The 20,927-nt window shown below is 71.6% G+C and carries 17 protein-coding genes; 5 read left to right on the top strand and 12 right to left on the bottom strand.

The window, feature by feature from the left end:
- Nucleotides 1-26: 26 nt before the first annotated feature.
- The 5 genes from ABZ906_RS04510 to ABZ906_RS04490 form a co-directional block, all read right to left on the bottom strand.
- The gene (locus ABZ906_RS04510; RefSeq protein WP_361377206.1) at nucleotides 27-1,235 is read right to left on the bottom strand and encodes a glycine C-acetyltransferase; all 1,209 of its coding nucleotides are present in this window, start codon (nucleotides 1,233-1,235) and stop codon (nucleotides 27-29) included.
- A 58-nt stretch (nucleotides 1,236-1,293) separates the two neighbouring features.
- Nucleotides 1,294-2,322 carry an L-threonine 3-dehydrogenase gene (gene tdh / locus ABZ906_RS04505; RefSeq protein WP_361377203.1) on the bottom strand — a complete coding sequence of 343 codons (1,029 nt, stop codon included), beginning with the start codon at nucleotides 2,320-2,322 and terminating at the stop codon, nucleotides 1,294-1,296.
- A gap of 109 nt (nucleotides 2,323-2,431) precedes the next feature.
- A complete protein-coding gene (locus tag ABZ906_RS04500; RefSeq protein ID WP_361377200.1) occupies nucleotides 2,432-3,619 on the bottom strand; it encodes a Gfo/Idh/MocA family oxidoreductase in 1,188 nt (395 codons plus the stop codon).
- 44 nt (nucleotides 3,620-3,663) lie between these two features.
- Nucleotides 3,664-5,877: a right-handed parallel beta-helix repeat-containing protein gene (locus ABZ906_RS04495; protein WP_361378083.1), complete on the bottom strand. Its 2,214-nt coding sequence runs from the start codon at nucleotides 5,875-5,877 to the stop codon at nucleotides 3,664-3,666.
- Nucleotides 5,878-5,930: 53 nt separating this feature from the next.
- Nucleotides 5,931-7,427 carry a M1 family metallopeptidase gene (locus ABZ906_RS04490; protein ID WP_361377197.1) on the bottom strand — a complete coding sequence of 499 codons (1,497 nt, stop codon included), beginning with the start codon at nucleotides 7,425-7,427 and terminating at the stop codon, nucleotides 5,931-5,933.
- Nucleotides 7,428-7,651: 224 nt separating this feature from the next.
- Between ABZ906_RS04490 and ABZ906_RS04485 the strand changes: the two genes are divergently transcribed.
- Together ABZ906_RS04485 and ABZ906_RS04480 are read left to right on the top strand one after the other, a co-directional pair.
- The gene (locus ABZ906_RS04485; RefSeq protein WP_361377194.1) at nucleotides 7,652-10,084 is read left to right on the top strand and encodes a polysaccharide lyase 8 family protein; all 2,433 of its coding nucleotides are present in this window, start codon (nucleotides 7,652-7,654) and stop codon (nucleotides 10,082-10,084) included.
- 32 nt (nucleotides 10,085-10,116) lie between these two features.
- Nucleotides 10,117-12,012, top strand: a complete 1,896-nt coding sequence (locus ABZ906_RS04480; RefSeq protein WP_361377191.1) for a DUF2264 domain-containing protein — start codon at nucleotides 10,117-10,119, stop codon at nucleotides 12,010-12,012.
- A 1-nt stretch (nucleotide 12,013) separates the two neighbouring features.
- Here ABZ906_RS04480 and ABZ906_RS04475 read toward each other — a convergent pair whose 3' ends face one another.
- From ABZ906_RS04475 to ABZ906_RS04455, 5 genes are all read right to left on the bottom strand, one after another.
- Nucleotides 12,014-12,541: a GAF domain-containing protein gene (locus ABZ906_RS04475; protein WP_361186077.1), complete on the bottom strand. Its 528-nt coding sequence runs from the start codon at nucleotides 12,539-12,541 to the stop codon at nucleotides 12,014-12,016.
- Nucleotides 12,538-13,134 (bottom strand): ATP/GTP-binding protein, encoded by a 597-nt coding sequence (locus tag ABZ906_RS04470; protein ID WP_361185495.1) that lies wholly within the window; start codon nucleotides 13,132-13,134, stop codon nucleotides 12,538-12,540. The genes ABZ906_RS04475 and ABZ906_RS04470 overlap by 4 nt, the downstream gene beginning before the upstream one ends.
- On the bottom strand, nucleotides 13,112-13,483 hold the full coding sequence (locus ABZ906_RS04465) for a DUF742 domain-containing protein (RefSeq protein WP_361185493.1): 372 nt from the start codon (nucleotides 13,481-13,483) through the stop codon (nucleotides 13,112-13,114). Before ABZ906_RS04465 ends, ABZ906_RS04470 begins: the two co-directional genes overlap by 23 nt.
- Nucleotides 13,484-13,485: 2 nt before the next feature.
- Nucleotides 13,486-13,920, bottom strand: coding sequence for a roadblock/LC7 domain-containing protein (locus ABZ906_RS04460; protein ID WP_190080592.1), 435 nt, complete (start codon nucleotides 13,918-13,920; stop codon nucleotides 13,486-13,488).
- A gap of 66 nt (nucleotides 13,921-13,986) precedes the next feature.
- Complete coding sequence (locus ABZ906_RS04455; protein ID WP_361377188.1) at nucleotides 13,987-15,762, bottom strand: ATP-binding protein; 1,776 nt, start codon at nucleotides 15,760-15,762, stop codon at nucleotides 13,987-13,989.
- A gap of 314 nt (nucleotides 15,763-16,076) precedes the next feature.
- On the opposite strand from ABZ906_RS04455, the gene ABZ906_RS04450 reads away from it, so the two are divergent.
- The gene (locus ABZ906_RS04450) at nucleotides 16,077-16,625 is read left to right on the top strand and encodes a YciI family protein (protein WP_361377185.1); all 549 of its coding nucleotides are present in this window, start codon (nucleotides 16,077-16,079) and stop codon (nucleotides 16,623-16,625) included.
- A 129-nt stretch (nucleotides 16,626-16,754) separates the two neighbouring features.
- Here the strand turns inward: ABZ906_RS04450 and ABZ906_RS04445 are convergent, their stop codons facing one another.
- Entirely contained in the window at nucleotides 16,755-17,975 is a 1,221-nt protein-coding gene (locus ABZ906_RS04445; RefSeq protein WP_361377182.1) for an MBL fold metallo-hydrolase, read from the bottom strand.
- Between the two features lie 143 nt (nucleotides 17,976-18,118).
- Here ABZ906_RS04445 and ABZ906_RS04440 point away from each other — a divergent pair, with 143 nt between their 5' ends.
- Both ABZ906_RS04440 and ABZ906_RS04435 read left to right on the top strand, forming a co-directional pair.
- Nucleotides 18,119-19,312, top strand: a complete 1,194-nt coding sequence (locus ABZ906_RS04440) for a Glu/Leu/Phe/Val dehydrogenase dimerization domain-containing protein (protein ID WP_361377179.1) — start codon at nucleotides 18,119-18,121, stop codon at nucleotides 19,310-19,312.
- A 45-nt stretch (nucleotides 19,313-19,357) separates the two neighbouring features.
- On the top strand, nucleotides 19,358-19,972 hold the full coding sequence (locus ABZ906_RS04435; protein WP_361377176.1) for a TetR family transcriptional regulator C-terminal domain-containing protein: 615 nt from the start codon (nucleotides 19,358-19,360) through the stop codon (nucleotides 19,970-19,972).
- A 9-nt stretch (nucleotides 19,973-19,981) separates the two neighbouring features.
- Here the strand turns inward: ABZ906_RS04435 and ABZ906_RS04430 are convergent, their stop codons facing one another.
- On the bottom strand, nucleotides 19,982-20,800 hold the full coding sequence (locus tag ABZ906_RS04430; protein ID WP_361185476.1) for an SGNH/GDSL hydrolase family protein: 819 nt from the start codon (nucleotides 20,798-20,800) through the stop codon (nucleotides 19,982-19,984).
- Nucleotides 20,801-20,927: the final 127 nt, after the last annotated feature.

The raw sequence follows: 20,927 nt of genomic DNA, 5'->3' as shown, positions 1-20,927 counted from the left end.
GCGGGCGCCCGGACATCCGCGGCCCCTCAGGCACCCGTGGCGTCCAGCTCCGTCCGCGCCGCCACGAACGCGTCCACCGCGCGGTTCACGTCGTCCGTGGAGTGCGCGGCCGACAGCTGGACGCGGATACGGGCCGCGCCCTGCGGCACCACGGGGTACGAGAAGCCGATCACGTACACGCCGCGCTCCAGGAGCAGCTCGGCCATCCGGCCCGCGACCGAGGCGTCGCCGATCATCACCGGGGCGATCGCGTGGTCGCCCGGCAGGATGTCGAAGCCCTCCTCCGTCATCCGCGAGCGGAAGAGCGCGGTGTTCGCGGCGAGCCGTTCGCGCAGGTTACCCGCCGACTCCAGGAGGTCGATGACCTTCAGCGAGGCGGCCGCGATCACCGGGGCGAGGGTGTTGGAGAAGAGGTACGGGCGCGAGCGCTGGCGAAGCAGGGCGACGATCTCCGCGCGGGCCGCCACGTAACCGCCGGAGGCACCGCCGAGCGCCTTGCCGAGCGTGCCGGTGATGATGTCGACGCGGTCCATGACGCCGTGCAGCTCGGGGGTGCCACGACCGCCGGGGCCGACGAAGCCGACGGCGTGCGAGTCGTCGACCATCACCATCGCGTCGTACCGCTCGGCGAGGTCGCAGATCTCCCGCAGCGGGGCGACGTATCCGTCCATGGAGAAGACGCCGTCGGTGACGATCAGCTTCCGGCGTGCGCCGCCCTCGGCGGCCTCCTTGAGCTGCTGCTCCAGGTCGGCCATGTCGCGGTTGGCGTAGCGGAAGCGGCGGGCCTTGGACAGGCGGATGCCGTCGATGATGGAGGCGTGGTTGAGGGCGTCGGAGATGACCGCGTCCTCGGCGCCGAGCAGGGTCTCGAAGACGCCGCCGTTGGCGTCGAAGCAGGACGAGTAGAGGATCGTGTCCTCCTGGCCGAGGAACGCGGAGAGGCGTCCCTCCAGCTCCTTGTGCACCTCCTGCGTGCCGCAGATGAAGCGCACGGACGCCATGCCGTAGCCCCAGCGGTCCAGTGCCTCGTGCGCGGCGGCGATCACCTCGGGGTGGTCGGCGAGGCCGAGGTAGTTGTTCGCGCAGAAGTTCAGCACCTCGCCGGGGCGCCCGCCCGCGGTGACGGCGACCGTGGCGGACTGCGGGGTGCCGATGACGCGCTCGGGCTTGTGCAGGCCCGCGGCGCGGATCTCGTCGAGGGTGGCGCGCAGATCGTCGCGTACGGAGTCGAACATGCTTGGTTCCTTCAGCAGCTGAGGCGGTCGGGACGGTCGGTGATCAGGAGGTCCGGTCTCAGGAGGTCCAGTCGAGGATGACCTTGCCGCCGCGGCCGCTCGCCGCGTCGTCGAAGGCCGCCTCGAAGTCACGGTGTCCGTAGCGTCCGGTGATCACGGGGGCGAGGTCGAGGCCGCCTTCGAGCAGCACCGACATGGAGTACCAGGTCTCGAACATCTCGCGGCCGTAGATGCCCTTGATCGTGATCATGGAGGTGACGATCCGGGACCAGTCGACGGCGAACTCCTCGGCCGGCAGACCGAGCATGGCGATCTTGCCGCCGTGCGTCATGTTGGCGAGCATGTCGCGCATCGCGACGGGGTTGCCGGACATCTCCAGGCCGACGTCGAAGCCCTCGCGCAGGCCCAGTTCACGCTGCCCCTCGGCGATCGGGGTCTCGGCGACGTTCAGCGCCAGGCTCACGCCGATCTTGCGGGCGAGGTCGAGGCGGTCATCGCTGACGTCGGTGACGACGACGTTGCGGGCGCCCGCGTGCCGGGCCACGGCGGCGGCCATCAGACCGATCGGTCCCGCCCCGGTGATCAGTACGTCCTCGCCGACCAGCGGGAACGACAGCGCGGTGTGCACGGCGTTGCCGAACGGGTCGAAGATCGCGGCCACGTCGAGGTCCACGGGAACGCGGTGCACCCACACATTGGCGGCGGGCAGCGCGACGAACTCCGCGAACGCCCCGTCCCTGCCGACGCCGAGGCCCACCGTGGCGCGGCACAGGTGGCGGCGGCCCGCCTGGCAGTTGCGGCACTTGCCGCAGACGAGGTGGCCCTCGCCGCTGACCCGGTCGCCGATCTTGATGTCCGCGACGTCACGTCCGGTCCCGACGACCTCGCCGACGAACTCGTGGCCGACGACCAGCGGCGCCTTGATCGCCTGCTGCGCCCAGCCGTCCCAGGCCCGGATGTGCAGATCGGTGCCGCAGATCCCGGTGCGGAGCACCTTGATCAGGACGTCGCCGTGGCCGATCACCGGCTCCGGTACGTCCATCAGCCGGAGTCCCGGCTCCGCTTTCTCCTTGACCAGCGCCTTCAACGCAGCGGCTCCTGTCGTACGTCGCTTCTTCCACCGACGACACAGGAATCTTCCCTACGGCGGCGCCCTGGTCCATCGAGGATTTCTTAAGCGCCGCCGCAGCTTTCCTTCAGGCCCTGGTCTGGCCCCGCTCGAAGTAGGCCACGAGCTCCGGATCCAGGTCCGGCACCTCACGCGGCGTGCCCCCGTCGCGCAGCGACTGCGTGGCGCGTACGCCCGCCGCGACCGCCATCCGGGCCGCGACCGGCGACGTGTCGGTGCGCCCGCCCTCGCGCACGAAACGGACGAACTCGTCGATGAGCAGCGGGTCGGAGCCGCCGTGCCCGCCCTCGTCCTGCTCGTCCGGCACCAGGTACTCGGCGTCGGCGTCGGCGCGGTAGGCCGAGCGCCGCGAGTTCCAGACCTTCACCACACCGCCGGGGCCGTCGCCGAAGTTCTCCAGGCGGCCCGCGTCCCCGATGACGGTGTAGTTGCGCCAGTAGTCGGGCGTGAAGTGGCACTGCTGGTAGGAGGCGAGGACGCCGTTGTCGAGGCGCATGTTGACCAGCGAGACGTCCTCGACGTCGATGACCGGGTTGAGGTCGCGCTGGGTGGCCGCCGGCCAGTGCCCGTCCTCGGTGTACCAGTCGTCCGTCTTGGGCTCGCCCGGCGCGCGGCGGTGCGGGTTGTCGCCGTAGACCATGAGGTCGCCCAGGGCCTGGACCTGGCGGGTGTAGCCGCCCGCGAGCCAGTGCAGGACGTCGATGTCGTGGGCGGCCTTCTGGAGCAGCAGGCCGGTGGTGTTCCGCCGTTCGGCGTGCCAGTCCTTGAAGTACCAGTCGCCTCCGTAGGCGACGAAGTGGCGTACCCAGACCGTCTTGACCTCGCCGATGTCACCGCGCCCGATGATGTCGCGCATCAGCCGGATCACGGGCATGTGGCGCATGTTGTGGCCTACGTAGAGGCGTGTTCCCGTCTCGTACGCGGTCCGCAGGATCTCGTCGCAGGCCTCGATGCCGATGTCCAGGGGCTTCTCGACGAACACGGGCTTGTTCTCGCGCAGTGCCTCGCAGGCGAGCGACGCGTGGGTGTGGTCGGGGGTGAGGATCACGAGGGCGTCGACGTCCGGGTCCTCGACGACCTTGCGGTGGTCGGTGGATATCCGGGCGTCGGGGAAGGCCGTGGCCGCCTCCGTCCGCGCGGTGACGTCGTGGTCGGCGAGCGCGATGACGCGGGAGCCCGCGCCGGGCCGGTGTGCGGTGCGGGCGAGCGAACCGCGCAAGCCGTAGCCGAGGACGCCGAGACGGAGGTCGGTCATGGTGTGCCTTTCCGTACAAAAACCTGTGCGAGTGCGGATGTTGCCTATGTACGTGCAGGGTGCACGAGTACGTGCGAAAGCGCCACGCGTCCCGTGCCGGTGAGCTTGATCCTTATGTATCTGGCTTCCGTGTCCGTGTCGAGGAGTGTGGGCCGAAGTGATCGTCCGTCGACGTGCACGGTGGTGGCGTCGGCGAAGTCCGCGTCCTTCGCAAGCCGGACGTCGAAGCCGGACGTCGTCATGGACGCGTTGTTCCAGACCTCGACCTGTCCCACGCGCCGGACATCGCCGAGGTCGACCTGCCACCAGGCGCCCGCTTCGGACAGGGTGCGGGTGTCGGTGGAGGTGTCCCCGTCGGTCGCGTACGCCGCCGGGGCCGCGCCGTCCGTGGAGGACTGGGAGGCGGTGCCGGAGCGGGCGAGGTCCGGGCGGAGCTGTTCGGCCGCCTCCTTGTGCGCGCCGGAGCGGGCGGCCACGGCGAGGGCTTCGGGGGGCAGCCGGTCGAGCTTGGTGTGGTTGTCCTCCATCGTCGATCCGGTGCCGGTCAGGGCCGGGGTGTCGGTGTCGGTCCAGTTGCCGGTGGCCTGGTTCCGGATGCCGTAATCGGCCCAGTTGGAGACCCACTTGTAGCCGATGCGGGTGATGACGTTGCCTTCGACGCGGATGTACGAGGACTGCTCGTCCAAGTAGATGCCGTTGCCGTCGCGTTCGGTGTTGCCGTAGGCGGAGCGGTTGATGTAGTTGCCGGAGACGACCGTGCCGGGCTGGGCGCCCTGGGTGTAGATGGCGCCGCCGTCGTGCTGGGCGTGCTCGACGCGCATCACGTTCGTGATCCGGTTGTCCGTGATCCTGTTGTCCCGCAGGACGGACTCCCTGGCCTCGGGCTGGTTCCAGCCCCAGCCGACGGAGATCCCCGAGTAGGGCAGGTCGTCGAGGGTGTTGTGGTCGACGGTGAGCCCGGCCTCGTATCCGGCCCAGACGCCGACCGCGTCGGTGTACTCGACGCCGGTGCGGCGGATCGTGTTGTAGGCGACGGTGTTGCGCTCACCGGCGAGTTCGGATGCCGGCTTCGGCTCGGTGTCGCCGACGTACACGGCGCCGGACGAGAGGTCCGTGAAGCGGGAGCGGGTCACCGATGTGTCCTTGGTGCCCGCTTCGAGGACGACACCGGCGCCGCCCAGATGCGTGAACTCGGCCCCGGTGACGCTCACATGACGGCCGCCGCGCACGGTGAGGGCCGCGCTCGGCTTGGTGTAGTGACGGCCCGCGTGGTCGACGGGCCCGCTCGCCCCGGTGAGGGTGAGTCCTGCCTGTGTACCCGCGTAGCCCTCGTCGGTGGACGGCTGTCCGTACGCGGCGTACGCGAAGCCGATGCCCTGGACGCGGAGATCGCGGGCGCCGTCGACGACCATCAGCTGCTCGGTCACCGGGGTGAGCACCCGCGCGTGGCGCATGTTCTCGCCCTTGCGCGGGAGGTAGGTGACGGTGCGTTCCCGGGCGTCCCAAACGAACTCGCCCGGCTTGTCGAGGAGTTCGCGGGCATTTTCGAAGTATGCGACCCCGGAGTAGCGCGCCGAGTCGACGGTGGTGGAGTCCCAGGCGGGGCCCGTACGGTTCGTGCCGCTCGCGGAGTTGGTCCAACAGGGCTGCGCGAAGGTGAGGTTGTCGCCTTCGACGCCCGTGATCCGGCAGTGGTAGTCGCGCCAGCGGACCTTGATGACGGCTTCCGCGCCGGTGGGCCGCTGCCATCGGTCGATACCGGTGGCCGTGGCGCCCGTCATGCCGGTCTTCGTGGCGTCGCAGGTGCCCGCCGCGCAGGCCTCGCCCCGCGCGCGTACGGCCCGCTCGCCGTCCACGAACAGCTGGCGCGGGGTGACCCCTTCGGGGACAGCCGCCGTCCAGGTGCCGTCGGCACCCTTGTCCCATCCGGTCAGGGCACGACCGCCGGACAGGACGGGGCGGGCGCCGCGCGCCGCCGCCCAGGTGACGGTGTGCCCGTCGCGCCCGGAGTCGGCGGCGACCAGCTTCAAGGGCTCGCTCAACTCGTAAGTACCGTCTGCCAGTTCAACGCGTACGTCTCGTCCGTCGATGGTGCGGGCGACGTCGCGGGCTGCCTGCGGGGAGCAGGGGCGGGTGGTGGTGCAGGACTCTCCCGAGCCGTTCGGGGCCGCGTGGAGGATCTTGGGGCCGGGGGCGGCGTGTGCGCTCTGCGGGGCGTTGACGGGGCCGCCGGCGCCGACGGCGCCGATCGCCGCTATCGCGAGCGCCGCCGCTGCGATGCGCGGGCGCTGACCCGCGCTCTGCCGCCGCCTCACTTCGCGACACCCCAGTCCGGGTGGCCCGGCATGGGCGGATTGTCGAGGTCGAACAGCCAGTGGTGCAGGAACGTGCCGACCGACTCGTCGCCGGTGACCTCGACGGCGTTGTCGATGAAGTCCCGCGTCGAGGCGTTGCCGTGCCGGTGCTCGGTCAGCCATGACTTCATGACGGCCTCGAACTTCTCCTGGCCGATCTGCTGGTTGAGGGCGTAGAGGGAGACCGCGGCGCCGTCGTAGATGTTGAAGCCGCCGAGCCCGGTGGGTTTTCCGGGCGGGCCGTCGCTCTTGCGGACCGCGTCGAGCTTTGCGTACGCGGTCTTCATCTTCTCCTCGATGGTCTGGAAGCCCTTCTGGTCGGCCCACACGGCCGCGTAGTAGACGGCGGGGCCTTCGTTCAGCCAGGCGTCCTGCCAGGTGGCGGGGGTGACGGAGTCGCCGAACCACTGGTGGGTCAGCTCGTGGACCATGGTGGTCGAGTAGGTGGGCCGGTCGAACCAGGAGGGCCCGAAGAGCGAGAGGGTCTGGTTCTCCAACGCGTCGCCGTAGCCGTCCCGCACGATCTGCACGCCGTAGGTGTCGAACGGGTAGCGCACGCCGAGGGTCTTCTCCAGCCAGGCCAGTTGCCCGCCGGTCTCCTCGGCGATGGGCTTGTACTTCGCCTGCTGGTCCGTGGGGACGAGGTGGCGCAGCTTCACTCCGTGCGGTCCGCGTCCGTACAGGTAGGTCTGCTTGTTGACGGAGATGCCGAGCAGTTCGGGGGCCATGGGGGACTTGAGGGAGAAGTCCCATGTTTTCTTGACCCCGGTGTCGCGGGTGCCGGTGAGGTTGCCGTTGGCGGCGGGTGTCCAGCCGTCGGGGGCGGTGAGGTGGAAGGACCAGGTGGCCTTGTCCGAGGGGTGGTCGTTGACCGGCGCGAAGGTGTCGGCGCGGGAGGCCTGGGCGGCGGAGGCGAAGCCGCCGTCGGACATGTACCTCCAGCCCGGCTGGCCGACCGGCTTGGTCTTGCCGTTGCCGTGGTAGGTCAGTTCGACGTCGAAGGCGCGGCGGTCGCGCAGGCCGCCCGCCGGGGTGACGGTGAGCTCCTGACCGGTCTGGCCGGGGCCGATCACCCACTGCGCCTTCCTGCCGTTGACCTTGATGGCGTCGATGGCCAGCGAGTCGACGTCGAGGTTGAAGGACGACAGGTCTCGGGTGGCTCTCGCCTTGATCTTCATGGTGCCGGTGAAGTCGTACGTCACCGGCGTGAAGTCGAAGGAGAGGTCGTAGTGGCGGACGTCGTAGCCGCCGTTGCCGAGCGTCGGGAAGAGGGGGTCGCCGACGCCGTCCGCTCCGGGGGCCGGGTCGAAGGGCGCGGCGTGGGCGGGGAGGGCGAGCGCGAGGGTGGCGGCCGCGGCTGCGGTCGCCGTCGCGGCGCGGACGGCGCGGGTACTGCGAGGACGGACGGTCCGGGTACCGCGAGTGCGTACGTTTCGGGTCCAGTTCTCAGCCATGGGGCCGCAACGTAGTAATCGCTTACTGTCAGCGTCAATACCTCCGATGTATCCGATGACCCCTCGGACACCGGGCGCAGAGGCCTCGGCAGGCCGCGGCCCGGACAGAAAGACGTAGAAAGATTCCCGGCCCTCTTGCGTGGCATAGCAACCGCTTACATGCTGTCGCGGGATCACTGCCTCACTCCCCCGCCCCACGCCCCGACGCCTCACGGGAGTTCCCCATGCGCATGCCCCGCTCCGGCTCCACCGGGCCACGACGCCGCACGATCCTCGCCGCGAGTGCCGCATCGGCCTTCCTGCCCCTCGCCGCGGGCGGCCCGGCGCGGGCGGCTTCGGACGCGGACCCGTACGACACCCTCCTGGCCCGCGCGGCGACCCAGCTCACCGGCGGGGATTTCGACGCCGCCGACCCGGACTTCGCCGCGGCGCTGAAGGTCCTGGACACCCAGGCGTCCGCGTGGTGGCGGGACTTGGACCGGTCGGCGGGACGCACCGCCCTGTGGGCCGACCTCTCCCCCGCCAAGGAGCCGGGCAACTTCGGCCAGAGCTACACCCGCCTGCGCACGATCGCGACCGCCCTGGCCACCCCCGGCACCTCCCTCAGCGACAGCGCCGAAGCGGCCGCCGCCCTGCTCGAAGCCCTGCGCTTCCTGCACGCCGACGCCTACAACACCGGCCGCCCCGAATCCGGCAACTGGTGGTTCTGGGAGATCGGCGCGCCCCGCGCCCTGATGGACACCTGCGTACTGCTGCGGGAGAAGATCCCCGCGGCCGATCTGACGAAGTACGTCTCCACGGTGGCGAAGTTCGTCCCGGACCCGGATCGCCGCACCAACGCCCCGACCCTCTCCGAGACCGGCGCCAACCGCGCCGACAAAGCCGTCATCGTGGCGCTGCGCGGCCTGCTGGCCCGCGACGCGGACACGCTCGCCCTGGCCCGCGACGGCCTCTCCGACGTCCGGGACAAGGGCAGGAACAGCCTGTTCACGTACGTCACTTCGGGCGACGGGTTCTACGAGGACGGCTCGTTCGTGCAGCACGGCTCCGTCGCCTACACGGGGACGTACGGCAGTGTCCTGCTCGGCAGCGCGGGACAGCTCATCGCGCTGCTCGCCGACTCCGACTGGGCCGTCACCGACCCCAAGACGTCCGTGCTGTACGAAGCGGTGGACCGGACCTTCTCGCCGGTGGTCTTCGACGGCCTGATGATGGACGCGCTGCGCGGCCGTGCCACGTCCCGCGAGAAGGCGCCGGACCACAAGGACGGCGCGGCGGCCCTCACCAACATCCTGCAACTGGCGGACGGCGCCCCGGCCGCGTACGCCGCACGCTGGCGGGCCCTGGCCAAGGGATGGATACGCCGCAACACCTCCCACCCCTATCTGGGCCTGGTCGGCGTCCCCGCGATCGCCCGCGCCAAGTCCGTCGTCGACGACTCCTCGATTCCGGCCACCGACCGGCTCACCGGGCACTTCGCGTTCGCCGGCATGGACCGCTCGGTGCACCGGCGCCCCGGCTGGGCGCTCACGCTCTCACTCTCCTCGAAGCGCATCGCCGCGTACGAGGCGGGCAACGGCGAGAACCTGCACGGCTGGTACACCGGCGACGGCATGACCTATCTCTACGACGGCGATGACCTCGGCCAGTTCGGGGACGGCTTCTGGGCGACGGTCGATCCGTACCGCCTGCCGGGCACCACCGTGGACACGCGCGAACGCGCCGACATCGGCACCGGCGGCGGAACGGGGACCTACCTCCCGAAGAACGCCGTCGCGGGCGGTGCGGTGCTCGACGGCCGGTACGGCGCCGCCGCGATGGAGCTCATGGCCGACGGCAGCACGCTGCGCGCCAGGAAGGCGTGGTTCTTCCTCGACAACGCGGTCGTCGCCCTGGGCACCGGCATCACCGCGAGCGACGGCCGGAGCATCGAGACGGTCGTCGAGAACCGCAACCTGCACGAGAGCGGCACGCCCCGGCTCACGGTCGACGGCCACCGGCAGCCCTCGCACCCCGACTGGTCGGCGACCCTGCCCGGCGCCGACTGGGCCCACCTCGAAGGCACCGGCGGCTACGTCTTCCCCGATCACCCCGACCGGCCCGCACACCCCGCCCGCCTGCACGCCCTGCGCGAGGAGCGGACCGGCACCTGGCGGGCGGTCAACACCGGCGCGGACACCGGAGGCAGCACCACCCCGCTCACCCGCCGCTATCTGACCCTGTGGCTCGACCACGGCGTCTCCCCCGCCGCGTCCTCGTACGCCTACGTCCTGCTGCCCGGTGCGAGCGCCGCCGCGACCGCCGTCTGGTCCCTTTCACGGCCGGTGCGCATCGTCGCCAACAGCGCCACCGCACAGGCCGTCGAGGCCCGCCGCGACGGGCTGCTCGCCGCGCACTTCTGGCAGCCGGGCAGCGCGGCCGGGATCACGGCATCGGACCCCTGCACCGTGATCGTGCGACGCGGCGGCGACGGCATATCGCTCGCCGTGGCCGACCCGGGCCGCACCGGCACGACCCTCACCCTGGAACTGCCCTTCCCCGTACGCAAGGTGGTCCGCGCCGATGACACGGTCACCGTCACGCCGGGCCGCCGCCCCGTCGTCACCGTCCGCGTCGACGGCTCCCGCGGCCGTTCGCACACCGCGCACCTGCGGTGACTCACCTGCCACGAAGGAAACACGGACCCGCCATGCCCGCACCGCACCTGGCCCTGCCGCCCACCGACCGCGTCCTGTCCCCGCTCACGGGCTGGACCCGGTCCCACTGGGAGGCGCTCGCCGACCGGCAGCTCGACGCTCTGGTTCCCTACGCGACGCCGAACTTCGCGCAGTACCGGCTGCCGGGGCGGGGCAGTTGGTCGGGGGTCGTGTCGGACGGGCTCGAAGGCTACGCACGGTCATTCCTCCTCGCCTCCTTCCGGATCGCGGGAGCGGGCGGCGATGGCGGCAACGTCGACCCCCACCTCCTGGAACGCTACGCGCAGGGTCTGACAACGGGCACGGACCAGGACCGCGCGGGCGGCGAGGCCTGGCCCCGACTCAGCGACTGCTCCCAGCAGATGGTGGAGGCCGCGTCGATCGCGATCGGCCTGCACGAGACCCGCCCCTGGATCTGGGACAAGCTCGACAGCCGGGTCCAGGAACGGGTCGTCGACTGGTTCTCCGGCTTCGTCGGCGGCCGGACCTGGGACAACAACTGGCGTCTCTTCCAGGTGGTGTCCGAGCAGTTCCTGGCTTCGGTCGGCGCCCCGTACAGCAAGGCGGACATCGACGGCGGCCTCGACCGCATCGAGGACTGGTACCGCGGGGACGGCTGGTACACGGACGGCGACGGGCGCAACTTCGACTACTACATCGGCTGGGCGATGCATCTGTACCCCCTGCTGTGGGCGCGCATGGCGGGCGAGGACGACGGAGGGCGCACCGAGGTCTACCGCGAGCGCCTGGCCCAGTTCCTGGCCACGTACCCGCACTTCTTCGGCGCCGACGGCGCCCCCGTCCACCAGGGCCGCTCCCTCACCTACCGCTTCGCCGCGACCGCCCCCGTCTGGATGGGCGCCCTCGCGAACTGCACGCCCCTGGCCCCTGGTCTCACGCGCCGCCTGGCGTCCGGCACCGCACGGCACTTCGTGGAACGCGGCGTTCCTGACGAGCGGGGGCTGCTGCCGCTCGGCTGGTACGGGACGTTCCTGCCGTCCACCCAGGCCTACTCGGGTCCGGCGTCCCCGTACTGGGCCAGCAAGGGTTTCCTCGGTCTGCTCCTGCCCGCCGATCACCCGGTGTGGACGGAGCGCGAAGTCCCGCTCCCCGTCGAGGAGTCCGACCAGTACACGGCGCTCCCCCAGCCCGGCTGGCTCCTGCACGGCACCCGCCACGACGGCATCGTCCGCCTCGTCAACCACGGCAGCGACCACAACCCCCTGGAAGGCGAGGCGACCGACGACCCGCATTACGCGAAGTTCGGCTACTCCACGGCGACCGCCCCCGAGACCGCACCTAGCGCGTGGGACCGCAACGTGGACAACCACCTCGCCCTGCTCGCACCGGACGGCACCGCTTCCCGCCGCCGCCGTATCCACCCGCTGCGCTGCGAAGGACGCACGGCCGTCTCGCGTCACGACGCGCTGCTGCCGGGCACGGAGGGCGAGTTCCCGGTTCTGACGACCAGCGTGCTGCACGGGCCCTGGGAGATCCGCGTCCACCGCATCCAGGCCCCGGCGGGCACGACCGTCCGTGAGGGCGGCTACGCGGTGGCCGACGAGAAGCCGCCGTACGCCGAGCAGGGGCCCGGCTGGGCGCTCGCCCGTACGGAATCCGGGCTGACCAGCGCCCTGGTCGCACTCCACGGATGGGACGAGGAGACGGGCATCGCCCGCGAGGTGGCGGCCAACGCCTACGGGCCGCACTCGGCGACGCCCTGTCTGACGTTCGCCGGGCATCCGGGCGGCACCGGCATCCACGTCACGCTCGTCGCCCTGTCCGGGGACACCGTCCGTCCTGCGGCTCTGCGGGAGTCCGTCGCGTGCACGGTGGAGGGCGACTCCGTCCGCGTCCGTTTCCCCGACGGAACGGTACTCACGGCGTGAGTCAGATCCCGCCGTCCTCCCGGCGGTGGATCTGCTCGATCAGCTCCGCCGCCATCGCCTTGATCGTCTCGAGGCCCGCCCTGCCCCACGGCCGGGGCTCGACGTCCACGACGCAGACCGTGCCGAGCGCCGTGCCCGTGCGGTCGATGAGCGGGGCGCCCAGATAGGAGCGGATCCCGATCTCGTCGACCACCGGATTGCCCGCGAACCGCGGATAGTCGACGACGTCCTCCAGGACCAGGGCCTTGCGCCGCACGACGACATGCGGGCAGTACCCGTGGTCGCGGGCCATGTAGCGGTGCCCGGTGTCGTCGGGGGTGTGCAGGCCCGCGAAGAACTGCTGGTTCTCGTCGATGAAGTTGACCATGGAGTACGGCGCGCCCGTGACCTCGGCGAGCCGGTCGGCGAAGGCGTCGAAGGCGAGGTCGGGGCGCAGGCCTATGCCGAGCCTGCGCAGCCGCCGCACCCGGCTCGGCGCCTCCTTGTCGACGGGGGTGAGCAGCAGGTGCGCTGTCGTGTCGTACATCAGGTGTGGGCTCCGTAGCTCGGGGCGGCCGGGGCATGGGCGAGCAGGTGCTTGACGAGGGTGAGCAGTGTCGCGATGCCGGAGCTGGAGATCCGCGCGTCGCAGCGCACGACGGGCACCCGGGGGTCGAGGTCGATGGCGGAGCGCACTTCTTCGGGTTCGTAGCGGTAGCCGCCGTCGAATTCGTTGATCGCGACGATGAAGCCCATGCCGCGCTGCTCGAAGAAGTCGACGGCCGCGAAGCAGTCCTCCAGACGGCGGGTGTCGGCCAGGACCACCGCGCCGAGCGCGCCTTCGGAGAGCTCGTCCCACATGAACCAGAAGCGTTCCTGCCCGGGCGTTCCGAAGAGGTAGAGCACATGTTCGGGATCGAGGGTGATGCGCCCGAAGTCCATGGCCACGGTGGTCGTCGTCTTGTTCTCGACGCCCGACAGATCGTCGGTGCCCTCGCTGACCGTGGTGAGGAGCTCCTCCGTGCTGAGCGGCGCGATCTCGCTCACCGCGCCCGTGAAGGTCGTCTTGCCGACCCCGAAACCGCCCGCGATCAGGATCTTCAGCGCGGTGGGGAAGGGGTCAGAGCTGTCGTCGTAGTCCATCGAGCACTGCCTCCAACAGGGACCGGTCGGTGGGGTTGTGGTAGAAGTCCGGGGCTCTCAGGGTGAGCGCCCCGCAGTCGACGAGATCGGAGAGCAGCACCTTGGTCACGGCCGCGGGCAGCTTCAGCTGCGCGGCGATCTCCGCGACCGACGTGGGTGCCGCGCAGAGCCCGAGCGCCGCCGTGTGATCGGGCCCCGGGTAACCGATGACCGGTGTTCCGGTGGCCATCACCTGGGTGAGCAGGTCCATGTGGGCGGTCGGCCGGGTCCGTCCGTCGCTGACGGTGTAGGGGCGGACGAGCCGCCCGGCGGATTCGTCGAGCCATGGCCCGTCGTGCGGGGCCGCCACGCTCAATGCCTCATCGGCGCGGGTTCGCCGGCGAGCTGCCGGGGGGCGGTCATCAGGTAGGGGCGCACGCTCTTGACGAGCATCGCCATTTCGTAGCCGAGCACCGCCGCGTCCGCGTCGCGCCCGGCGAGCACCGCCAGACAGGTGCCCGAGCCCGCCGTGGAGACGAACAGGAGGGTGGAGTCGAGCTCCACGACGACCTGGCGTACGTCGCCGCCGTCGCCGAACCGGATGCCCGCGCTGCGTCCCAGTGAGTAGAGCCCGGAGGCCAGGGCCGCCATGTGGTCGGCGCTGTCCGGGTCGAGGCCGTGGACCGACTTCACGAGTCCGTCCGAGGAGAGCAGGACCGCGCTGTGGGTGTGCGGAACGCGCTGCACGAGTCCGCTCATCAGCCAGTCGAGGTCGGATACCTGCCCTGTCGGCGCATCGCTCACCATGGTGGATCGACTCCTTGCGTACGAGGATCTGCCGGGGCAGATGGGGTGGTGGCCGGGTGGTGAGGTTCAGCCACCCTGGTCGCCTCCGTCACGGGGGACGTTGAGGTCGGGTGCGGGTGCCGGGTCGCGCGTCTCCTGCGCGGCGGCGAGTCCGATGCCGCGCTGGAAGGCGGCCATCAGGCCCGGGTCGTGGCCGACGTGGTGTTCGCTCTCCGGGCGGGGAGCGGGGGCGTCCCGCAGCTGGGGCGCGATGTGTTCCTGGGCGCGGCGCTTGGGCAGCTGGGGCTTGCCGACCCGGCCGCGTACGGCGCCGTTGAGGGGGGTCGGCGGTGTCCCGGCGTGCTCGGCGACGGCCTGCCGGTCGTGCGGCCTGATCCCCGGCACGGCTTCGGCCGGGGTCGCTCTGCCCTCCCTGCCCCGCACGGGCAGCGGGGCGGGCGCGGAGCCGTTCGCCGCGGGGATCGGTTGCGGGCGGGCGGCGGCGGGGACCGGCTCCGGGCGGGGGGCCGCCGGGGGCGCGGGTGCCGCTTCGTGTACGGCGGCGGGGGCGGTCGGCGGGACGGGCTGCGGGGCGATCGGCGGCATGGACTGCGGGGCCGCTTGCGGATGCTCGGCGATGCCCGGATCGTGCTGCGGCTCGGTGCCGAGGAGGCCCTGCGGCAGGATCAGTACGGCCTGCACGCCTCCGTAGATGTTGGTCTGGAGGCGGACCGCGATGCCGTGCCTGCGGGCGAGCGCGGAGACGACGTAGAGGCCGATCCGCCCGTCCTGGAGGAGGCTCGCGACGTTGACCTGGTCCGGGTCGGCGAGCAGGTGGTTCATCTTGTTCTGCTCGGTCAGCGGCATGCCGAGCCCGCGGTCCTCGACCTCGACGGCGAGTCCGGCCGTCACCAGGTTGGCGCGCAGCAGGACCTGGGTGTGCGGGGCGGAGAACACCGTGGCGTTCTCGACGAGTTCGGCCAGGAGGTGGATGACGTCGGCGACGGCGTGGCCGCGCAGGGTGCCCGCGATCGGCGGCACCAGCTTGACGCGTGAGTACTGCTCGACCTCCGCGATGGCCGAGCGGAGCACCTCCGTCATGGAGACGGGGCTGCTCCACTGGCGGCGCGAGATGGCGCCGCCGAGGACGGCGAGGTTCTCGGCGTGCCTGCGGATGCGGGTGGCCAGGTGGTCGACGTGGAAGAGGCCCTTGAGCAGGTCCGGGTCCTCGACGTCGTTCTCCAGCTCGTCGAGGATGGAGATCTCGCGGTGCACGAGGGACTGCAGGCGCCGGGCCAGATTGACGAAGACTTCGACCTTCTGTTCGCTGCCCGCGTGGCTGGAGAGCTGCGAGGCCTGCACGACGGCGGCGACGGCGACGTCCTGGGCCCGCGAGAGCTCGTCGGCGAGCAGCCCGAACTCGTCGCCGTCCGGGGCGGTTCTGACGGGCGCCCGGCGCGGGGGCGGTCCGTCGCCGCGGCGCAGTTTCTCGACGACTTCGCGCAGTTCGGCCTGGCCGCGGGCGGTGGTGCGGCGCAGGGTGCCGACGCGCTCGCGTACGGCGGTCGCGGTGCGGTCGGCGGCGATGGCGGCGATCACGACGCTGGCCAGGCTGATGGCCCCGGCGGCGCCGAGGACGAGGAGGAGCGGGGGTTCGAGCGGGCCGGGGGCCGACCGGACGATGAACAGGACGGCGGCACCGGCGCAGAGCAGCACCGCGACGACGGGGAGCACGGCGATGCGCAGGAGCTGCGGCCGTATCCGGGCCTCGGGCAGCGGCGCGGCGGGTCGGCTCCCTGGTCTCCCGTGCCGTCCGCCCTCACGGCGGTCTGCGCGGGCGGCCGGTGAGCGAAGGTGAGACATCAGCGTCCTCGGTCAGGGAGCGGGCTCCGACGGGCGCGCGACGCGTGGCTTCGCGGCATCGCCGTACCGGTCGGGAGGGCTCGGGCGGGATGGCCGTCATGATCCCTGCGTCGACCGGCGGACACTCACGGTAGTCACCAACGCTTGAAGTGCGTGGGGCAGTTGACAAAGTCCGGCACTCAGCATCCCGCTCTGGTATGACGCGTCGCACGACCGTCTGATTACGACGGGAACTCGGCACCCGATCAGGACGTGGACTCGCGCCTGCCCGAATCCCGTTGAGAATCCGACGTCGATTGACGAAAGTCGGTGCCATGCTTTTCTTCTGCTATCACCGCGACCGGTCCGGCTCCCTGAAGCTGCGCGAAGAGCTCCTGGAGGACCACTGGTCCTACATGGACCGGTACGCGGCGGAGCTGATCGCCCGCGGCCCGACGTTCGCCGCCGACGGCGAGACGCCCACCGGAAGCGTGCACATCGTCGACCTGCCGGATCCCGCTGCCGCACGCGCGTTCGCCTTCGACGAGCCGAACTACCAGGCGGGCGCCTACCGCGACGTGCTGCTGCGCCGCTGGCGCAACACGCTGGGGCGCACCATGTGGGATTTCCCCGGCGGGAACGAGGGCGGCAACAGGTACCTGGTCATCGGCCTCGGCTCGGGGTACTCCGCGGATCTCGACGTGCCGCCCGGCGGGGACGAGGTCATCGCGTACGGGCCGCTGCTGTCCGACGACGACGCCACCTGGCTGGGCACGGCGGCGCTGGTCCGGGCCGCGGACCCGGACGCGGCCCGCGCCGTCCTGGTCCCGCGGCGCTACGCCTCGGTCGAGGTCCACGACTGGGAGTTCGGCGGTCGGCGGTGATCCGGCGAACGGCATGACGCAGCGGCCGTCCGGCACGGCTGCTGGGCGGCGCGTCGCCTACGGCCGCGTCGCCTACGGCCGCCCCGCAGCGCCAGGCGCGACCGGAGCCATCGGCCGCGCCCGGAGCCGTCAGCCGACCCGCGCCGCCTCGGGCTCCCCGGTGCCCTCCGTGCCCGTCCCGCGAGCGGCGGGCTGCGCCCGCCCGGTGGCCGCGACGACGGTCTCCGGAGAGGTCCATCCGCCCGCCGGCTCGATCGCGACGCCGCGCCACCACGGCTGCGCCGGGACGGAGTCCGACGCGGGCTCGAACGGCTCCCCCGGCACGGGCAGCGCGATCTTCGCCCCCGCGGCGCCCGCCGCGGCCACCGTGCCCTCACCGGGTGCGGACCACGGGTGCGGTGCGAGGTTGAACGTGCCCCAGTGGATCGGCAGCATCACACCGTCGGGCCGCCCGCCCTGGAGATCCAGGTGCGCGCGCACGCCCTCCTCGGGCGTCATGTGGATGTCGGGCCAGAACTCGGAGTAGGCGCCGATCTGGATCATCGTGACGTCGAACGGGCCGTGTTCGGCGCCGATCTCCCGGAAACCGCTGAAGTAGCCGGTGTCCCCGCTGTGGTAAACGCTGTGCTCGGGTCCCGTGACGGCCCAGGACGCCCAGAGCGTGTGCTGGAAGTTGCGCACGCCGCGACCGCAGAAGTGGCGCGCGGGCGTCGCCGTCAAGGTCAGGTCCCCGACCTTCGCGGTCTCGTTCCAGTCCAGCTCGCGCAGCCGGTCGGCGGGGACGCCCCAGCGCTCCAGGTGGGCGCCGACGCCGAGCGGCACGGCGAACACCGTGTCCGTGCCGGCCAGGGCCCTGATGCTGGGCATGTCGAGGTGGTCGTAGTGATCGTGCGAGATCACCACCACGTCCACCGGGCCGAGCGCCGCGAGCGGCACCGGCACGGGATGCAGCCGCTTGGGGCCGACCCAGGAGAAGGGGGAGCACCGCTCGCCCCAGACCGGGTCGAACAGCACCCGCCGCCCGTCGATCTCGGCGAGCACACTGGAATGCCCCATCCAGGTGATCCGCAGGCCGTCGGCCGGCGGCTTCGCGAGGTCGGCGAGGGTCGTGGAATGCACGGGAACGGTGCCCGATGGGCCGCGCCGGATCCGCTCCTCCTTGCGGAAGTAGATCTTCGCGAACTCGAGCGACGAACCGGTGGGCCGGGTTCGCGCCCCTTCGGGGTTCTGGAAGGACCCGTCGGCGAAGTTCGGCGATCTGTGGATCCTCGCGAGCCGCTCACCGGCCGGATCCGCGCCGAAGGCGGCGGTCCTGAGCGAGCGGAGCCCGGGGCTCAGCGAACGGGACACAGCACCTCCTGGAAGGGATAGGTCAGATCTCCATTATGTGCACCGCTTGCGGCGACGGCCGTCCGGAGGGACCCGCACCGGCCACGCGCGCTTCGCCGCATGGTGTACTGCTACTGATTCCCCATTCAGTAGGAGATCGCTTCATGTCACCGGCTCACACGCCTCTGCTCTCCCTCACCTGGACGGATCACATCACCGGCCACAGGGGTTATCTGGTCGTCGACCGTCTCGTACGGGGTGTCAGCAGCGGCGGGCTGCGGATGCGCCCCGGCTGCACCCTCGACGAGGTCGCGGGCCTCGCGCGCGGGATGACGATGAAGGAAGCCCTGCACTACGACCCGAGCGCCCGCTACATCCCGCTCGGCGGCGCCAAGGGCGGCATTGACTGCGATCCGCGCGCCCCGGAGGCCTATGACGTCCTGGTGCGCTACCTGCGGGCGATGCGCCCGTACATCGAGAGCTCCTGGACCACGGGCGAGGATCTGGGTCTCACCCAGGACCTGGTCGACAAGGCGGCGGCGGACGCGGGCCTGGTCTCCTGCGTCCAGGCCGTCTACCCGCTCCTGGACGACGAGGCGGCGGCCCGTGACCGCCTGGCGGACGCGTTCGCCGTACGGGTCGACGGGATCGGCCTGGCCGAGCTGGTCGGCGGGCACGGGGTCGCCGAAGCGGTCCTGGCCGCCCTCGACCGCGCCGGCCACGCGCACGCGGGCGCGCGCGTGGCCGTGCAGGGTCTGGGCACGATGGGCGGTGCGACCGCCCGCTACCTGTCGCGCGCGGGCCTGACGACGGTGGCCGTCGCCGACATCAGGGGCACGATCGCCAACCCGGCCGGGCTCGACGTGGAGGCGCTGCTCGCCGCCCGCGACGCGCACGGCACCGTGGACCGCTCCGTCCTGCGCCCCGGCGACCGCGAGCTGCCGGGCGACGAGTGGCTGGCCGCGGAGGCGGAGATCCTGGTCCCCGCCGCGGTGTCGTACACCGTCAACCGGGTCAACCAGGCGCGGATCAAAGCCCGTTGGATAGCGGAGGCGGCCAACATGCCGGTCCTTCCGGAGGCGGAGGTGCTGCTCGCGGAGCGCGGCGTCACCGTCCTGCCGGACGTCGTGGTCAACTCCGGCACCAACGCCTGGTGGTGGTGGACCCTGTTCGGTGACATCGGGGCCGACGCGGACGAGGCCTTCGCGTACACGCGGCGCTCGATGCGGGCCCTGGTCGACGTGATGCTGGGCCGCGCGGAGGCGGACGGCACGACCCCGCGCGCCGCTGCCCACGCGCTGGTCGCCGATCGCCTGCCGGCGATCGGCGAGCGGTTCGGCTGGTACGCGGCCTCATAAGCACACGCAGACACGCGTAGACCGGAGGTGTATAGGCTGCCCGGCGTGGCGAGAGTGCGGTTGGGCGTGGCGGAACGGCGGGCGGAGCTCCTTGCGGCGACCGTCGAACAGATCGAGGTGCGCGGTGTGGCGGCCGTGCGCATCGCGGACGTGGCCGCGGCGCTCGGGGTGAGCAACGCGCTGGTCCTGTACCACTTCTCCACGAAGGAGAAGCTGGTGTCGGCGGCGTTCACGCATGCCGCGGAGGCCGACCTCGCCCACCTGCGCACCGTCCTGAAGCGCCGCACCACGGCCCTGCGCCGCCTGCGTGCCGCCGTCCGCTGGTACGCCCCCACCGGCCAGGCCAAGGGCTGGCGCCTGTGGATCGAGGGCTGGTCGGCCGCGCTGCGCGAACCGGCCCTGCGTACGGTCACGCGCGACCTGGACCAGCAGTGGAAGGCGGCCATCGCGGGCGTCATCGAAGAGGGCGTCGCAGCAGGCGAGTTCACCTGCTCCGACCCGCGCGACGCGGCCCTGCGTCTCACGGCCCTGCTGGACGGCCTCGCGGTGCAGATGACCTCGTACGGCGGCACGCTGCCGCGCGCCCGGATGCTGGCCTGGGTGGACGAGGCCCTGACCCGGGAGCTCGGCCTGCTCCCGGCCGGCTCCCCCACGGGCTGACGGCTGCCGTCAGGACGCCGACTCGATGTGCATCCGGACGGTGTAGGGGTCCACGCTGCCCTTGGCCTCCACGTGGTCTCCCGACGACTCTCCGCGCAGCCGCCGCCCGAACCACGGCACCAGGTACTCGCGCGCCCAGTTGATGTCGTCGCGCCGCACCTCGAGCGTGCCGCGCGGCGGCTCCGGGGGCCACGGCTGGTCCGGGTCCGCGGGGACTTCGAGGCCAAGGACCTGGCCCGCCCGGAGCGCCACGCGGGTGTGCCCCTCGGCGGACAGGTGCAGGCGGTCGCCGTCCCAGGCGCGGCGGTCCTGGATGGTCTTGAGGGACCACAGGTCGAGGACCGGGCAGCCGTAGCGGTCGGCGATGGCGCGGACGTGGCCGTTGTACGTGGCGATCTTGCCGCGCAGGTGCTTGAGGACCGGCACTCCGCGGGTGTCGAAGCCCGTGGTCACCATGACCGTGCCGACCGCCGACGTGAGGTCGGCGACGGCCCGCTCGAACCGTTCGGCGACCTCGTCCGGGTCGGTGCCGGGGCGGATGATGTCGTTGCCGCCCGCGCAGAACGACAGGAAGTCGGGGCCCATCTTCTTGGCGAGCGGCACCTGGTCGGCGACGACCTGGTCGAGCAGCTTGCCGCGCACGGCGAGGTTGGCGTACCGGAACGTGTGCTCCGGCATCCGGTCGTCGAGCAGGACGGCCAGGCGGTCGGCCCAGCCGACGAACGTGCCGTCCGGGCCGGGGTCCCCCACGCCTTCGGTGAAGCTGTCGCCGACCGCTGCGTAGGAGGTGAATGTGTCAGGGATGAAGGATGTCGACTCTGCTCTCACATCGTCATATCTTTCACCTCGCTAAGTGACCTACGCCACCGTAGGGAGGGGTTGACGGGGGGTGAGATAAGCCACCGGTCAAGTTTCCTTCAAGCCCGGAATACGCGGCGGACTCGTGCGGCACCGA

It is taken from the genome of Streptomyces sp. NPDC046925, assembly GCF_040644915.1.
Classification (GTDB): Bacteria; Actinomycetota; Actinomycetes; order Streptomycetales; family Streptomycetaceae; genus Streptomyces.
This window is presented reverse-complemented; position numbering and strand designations above follow the sequence as displayed.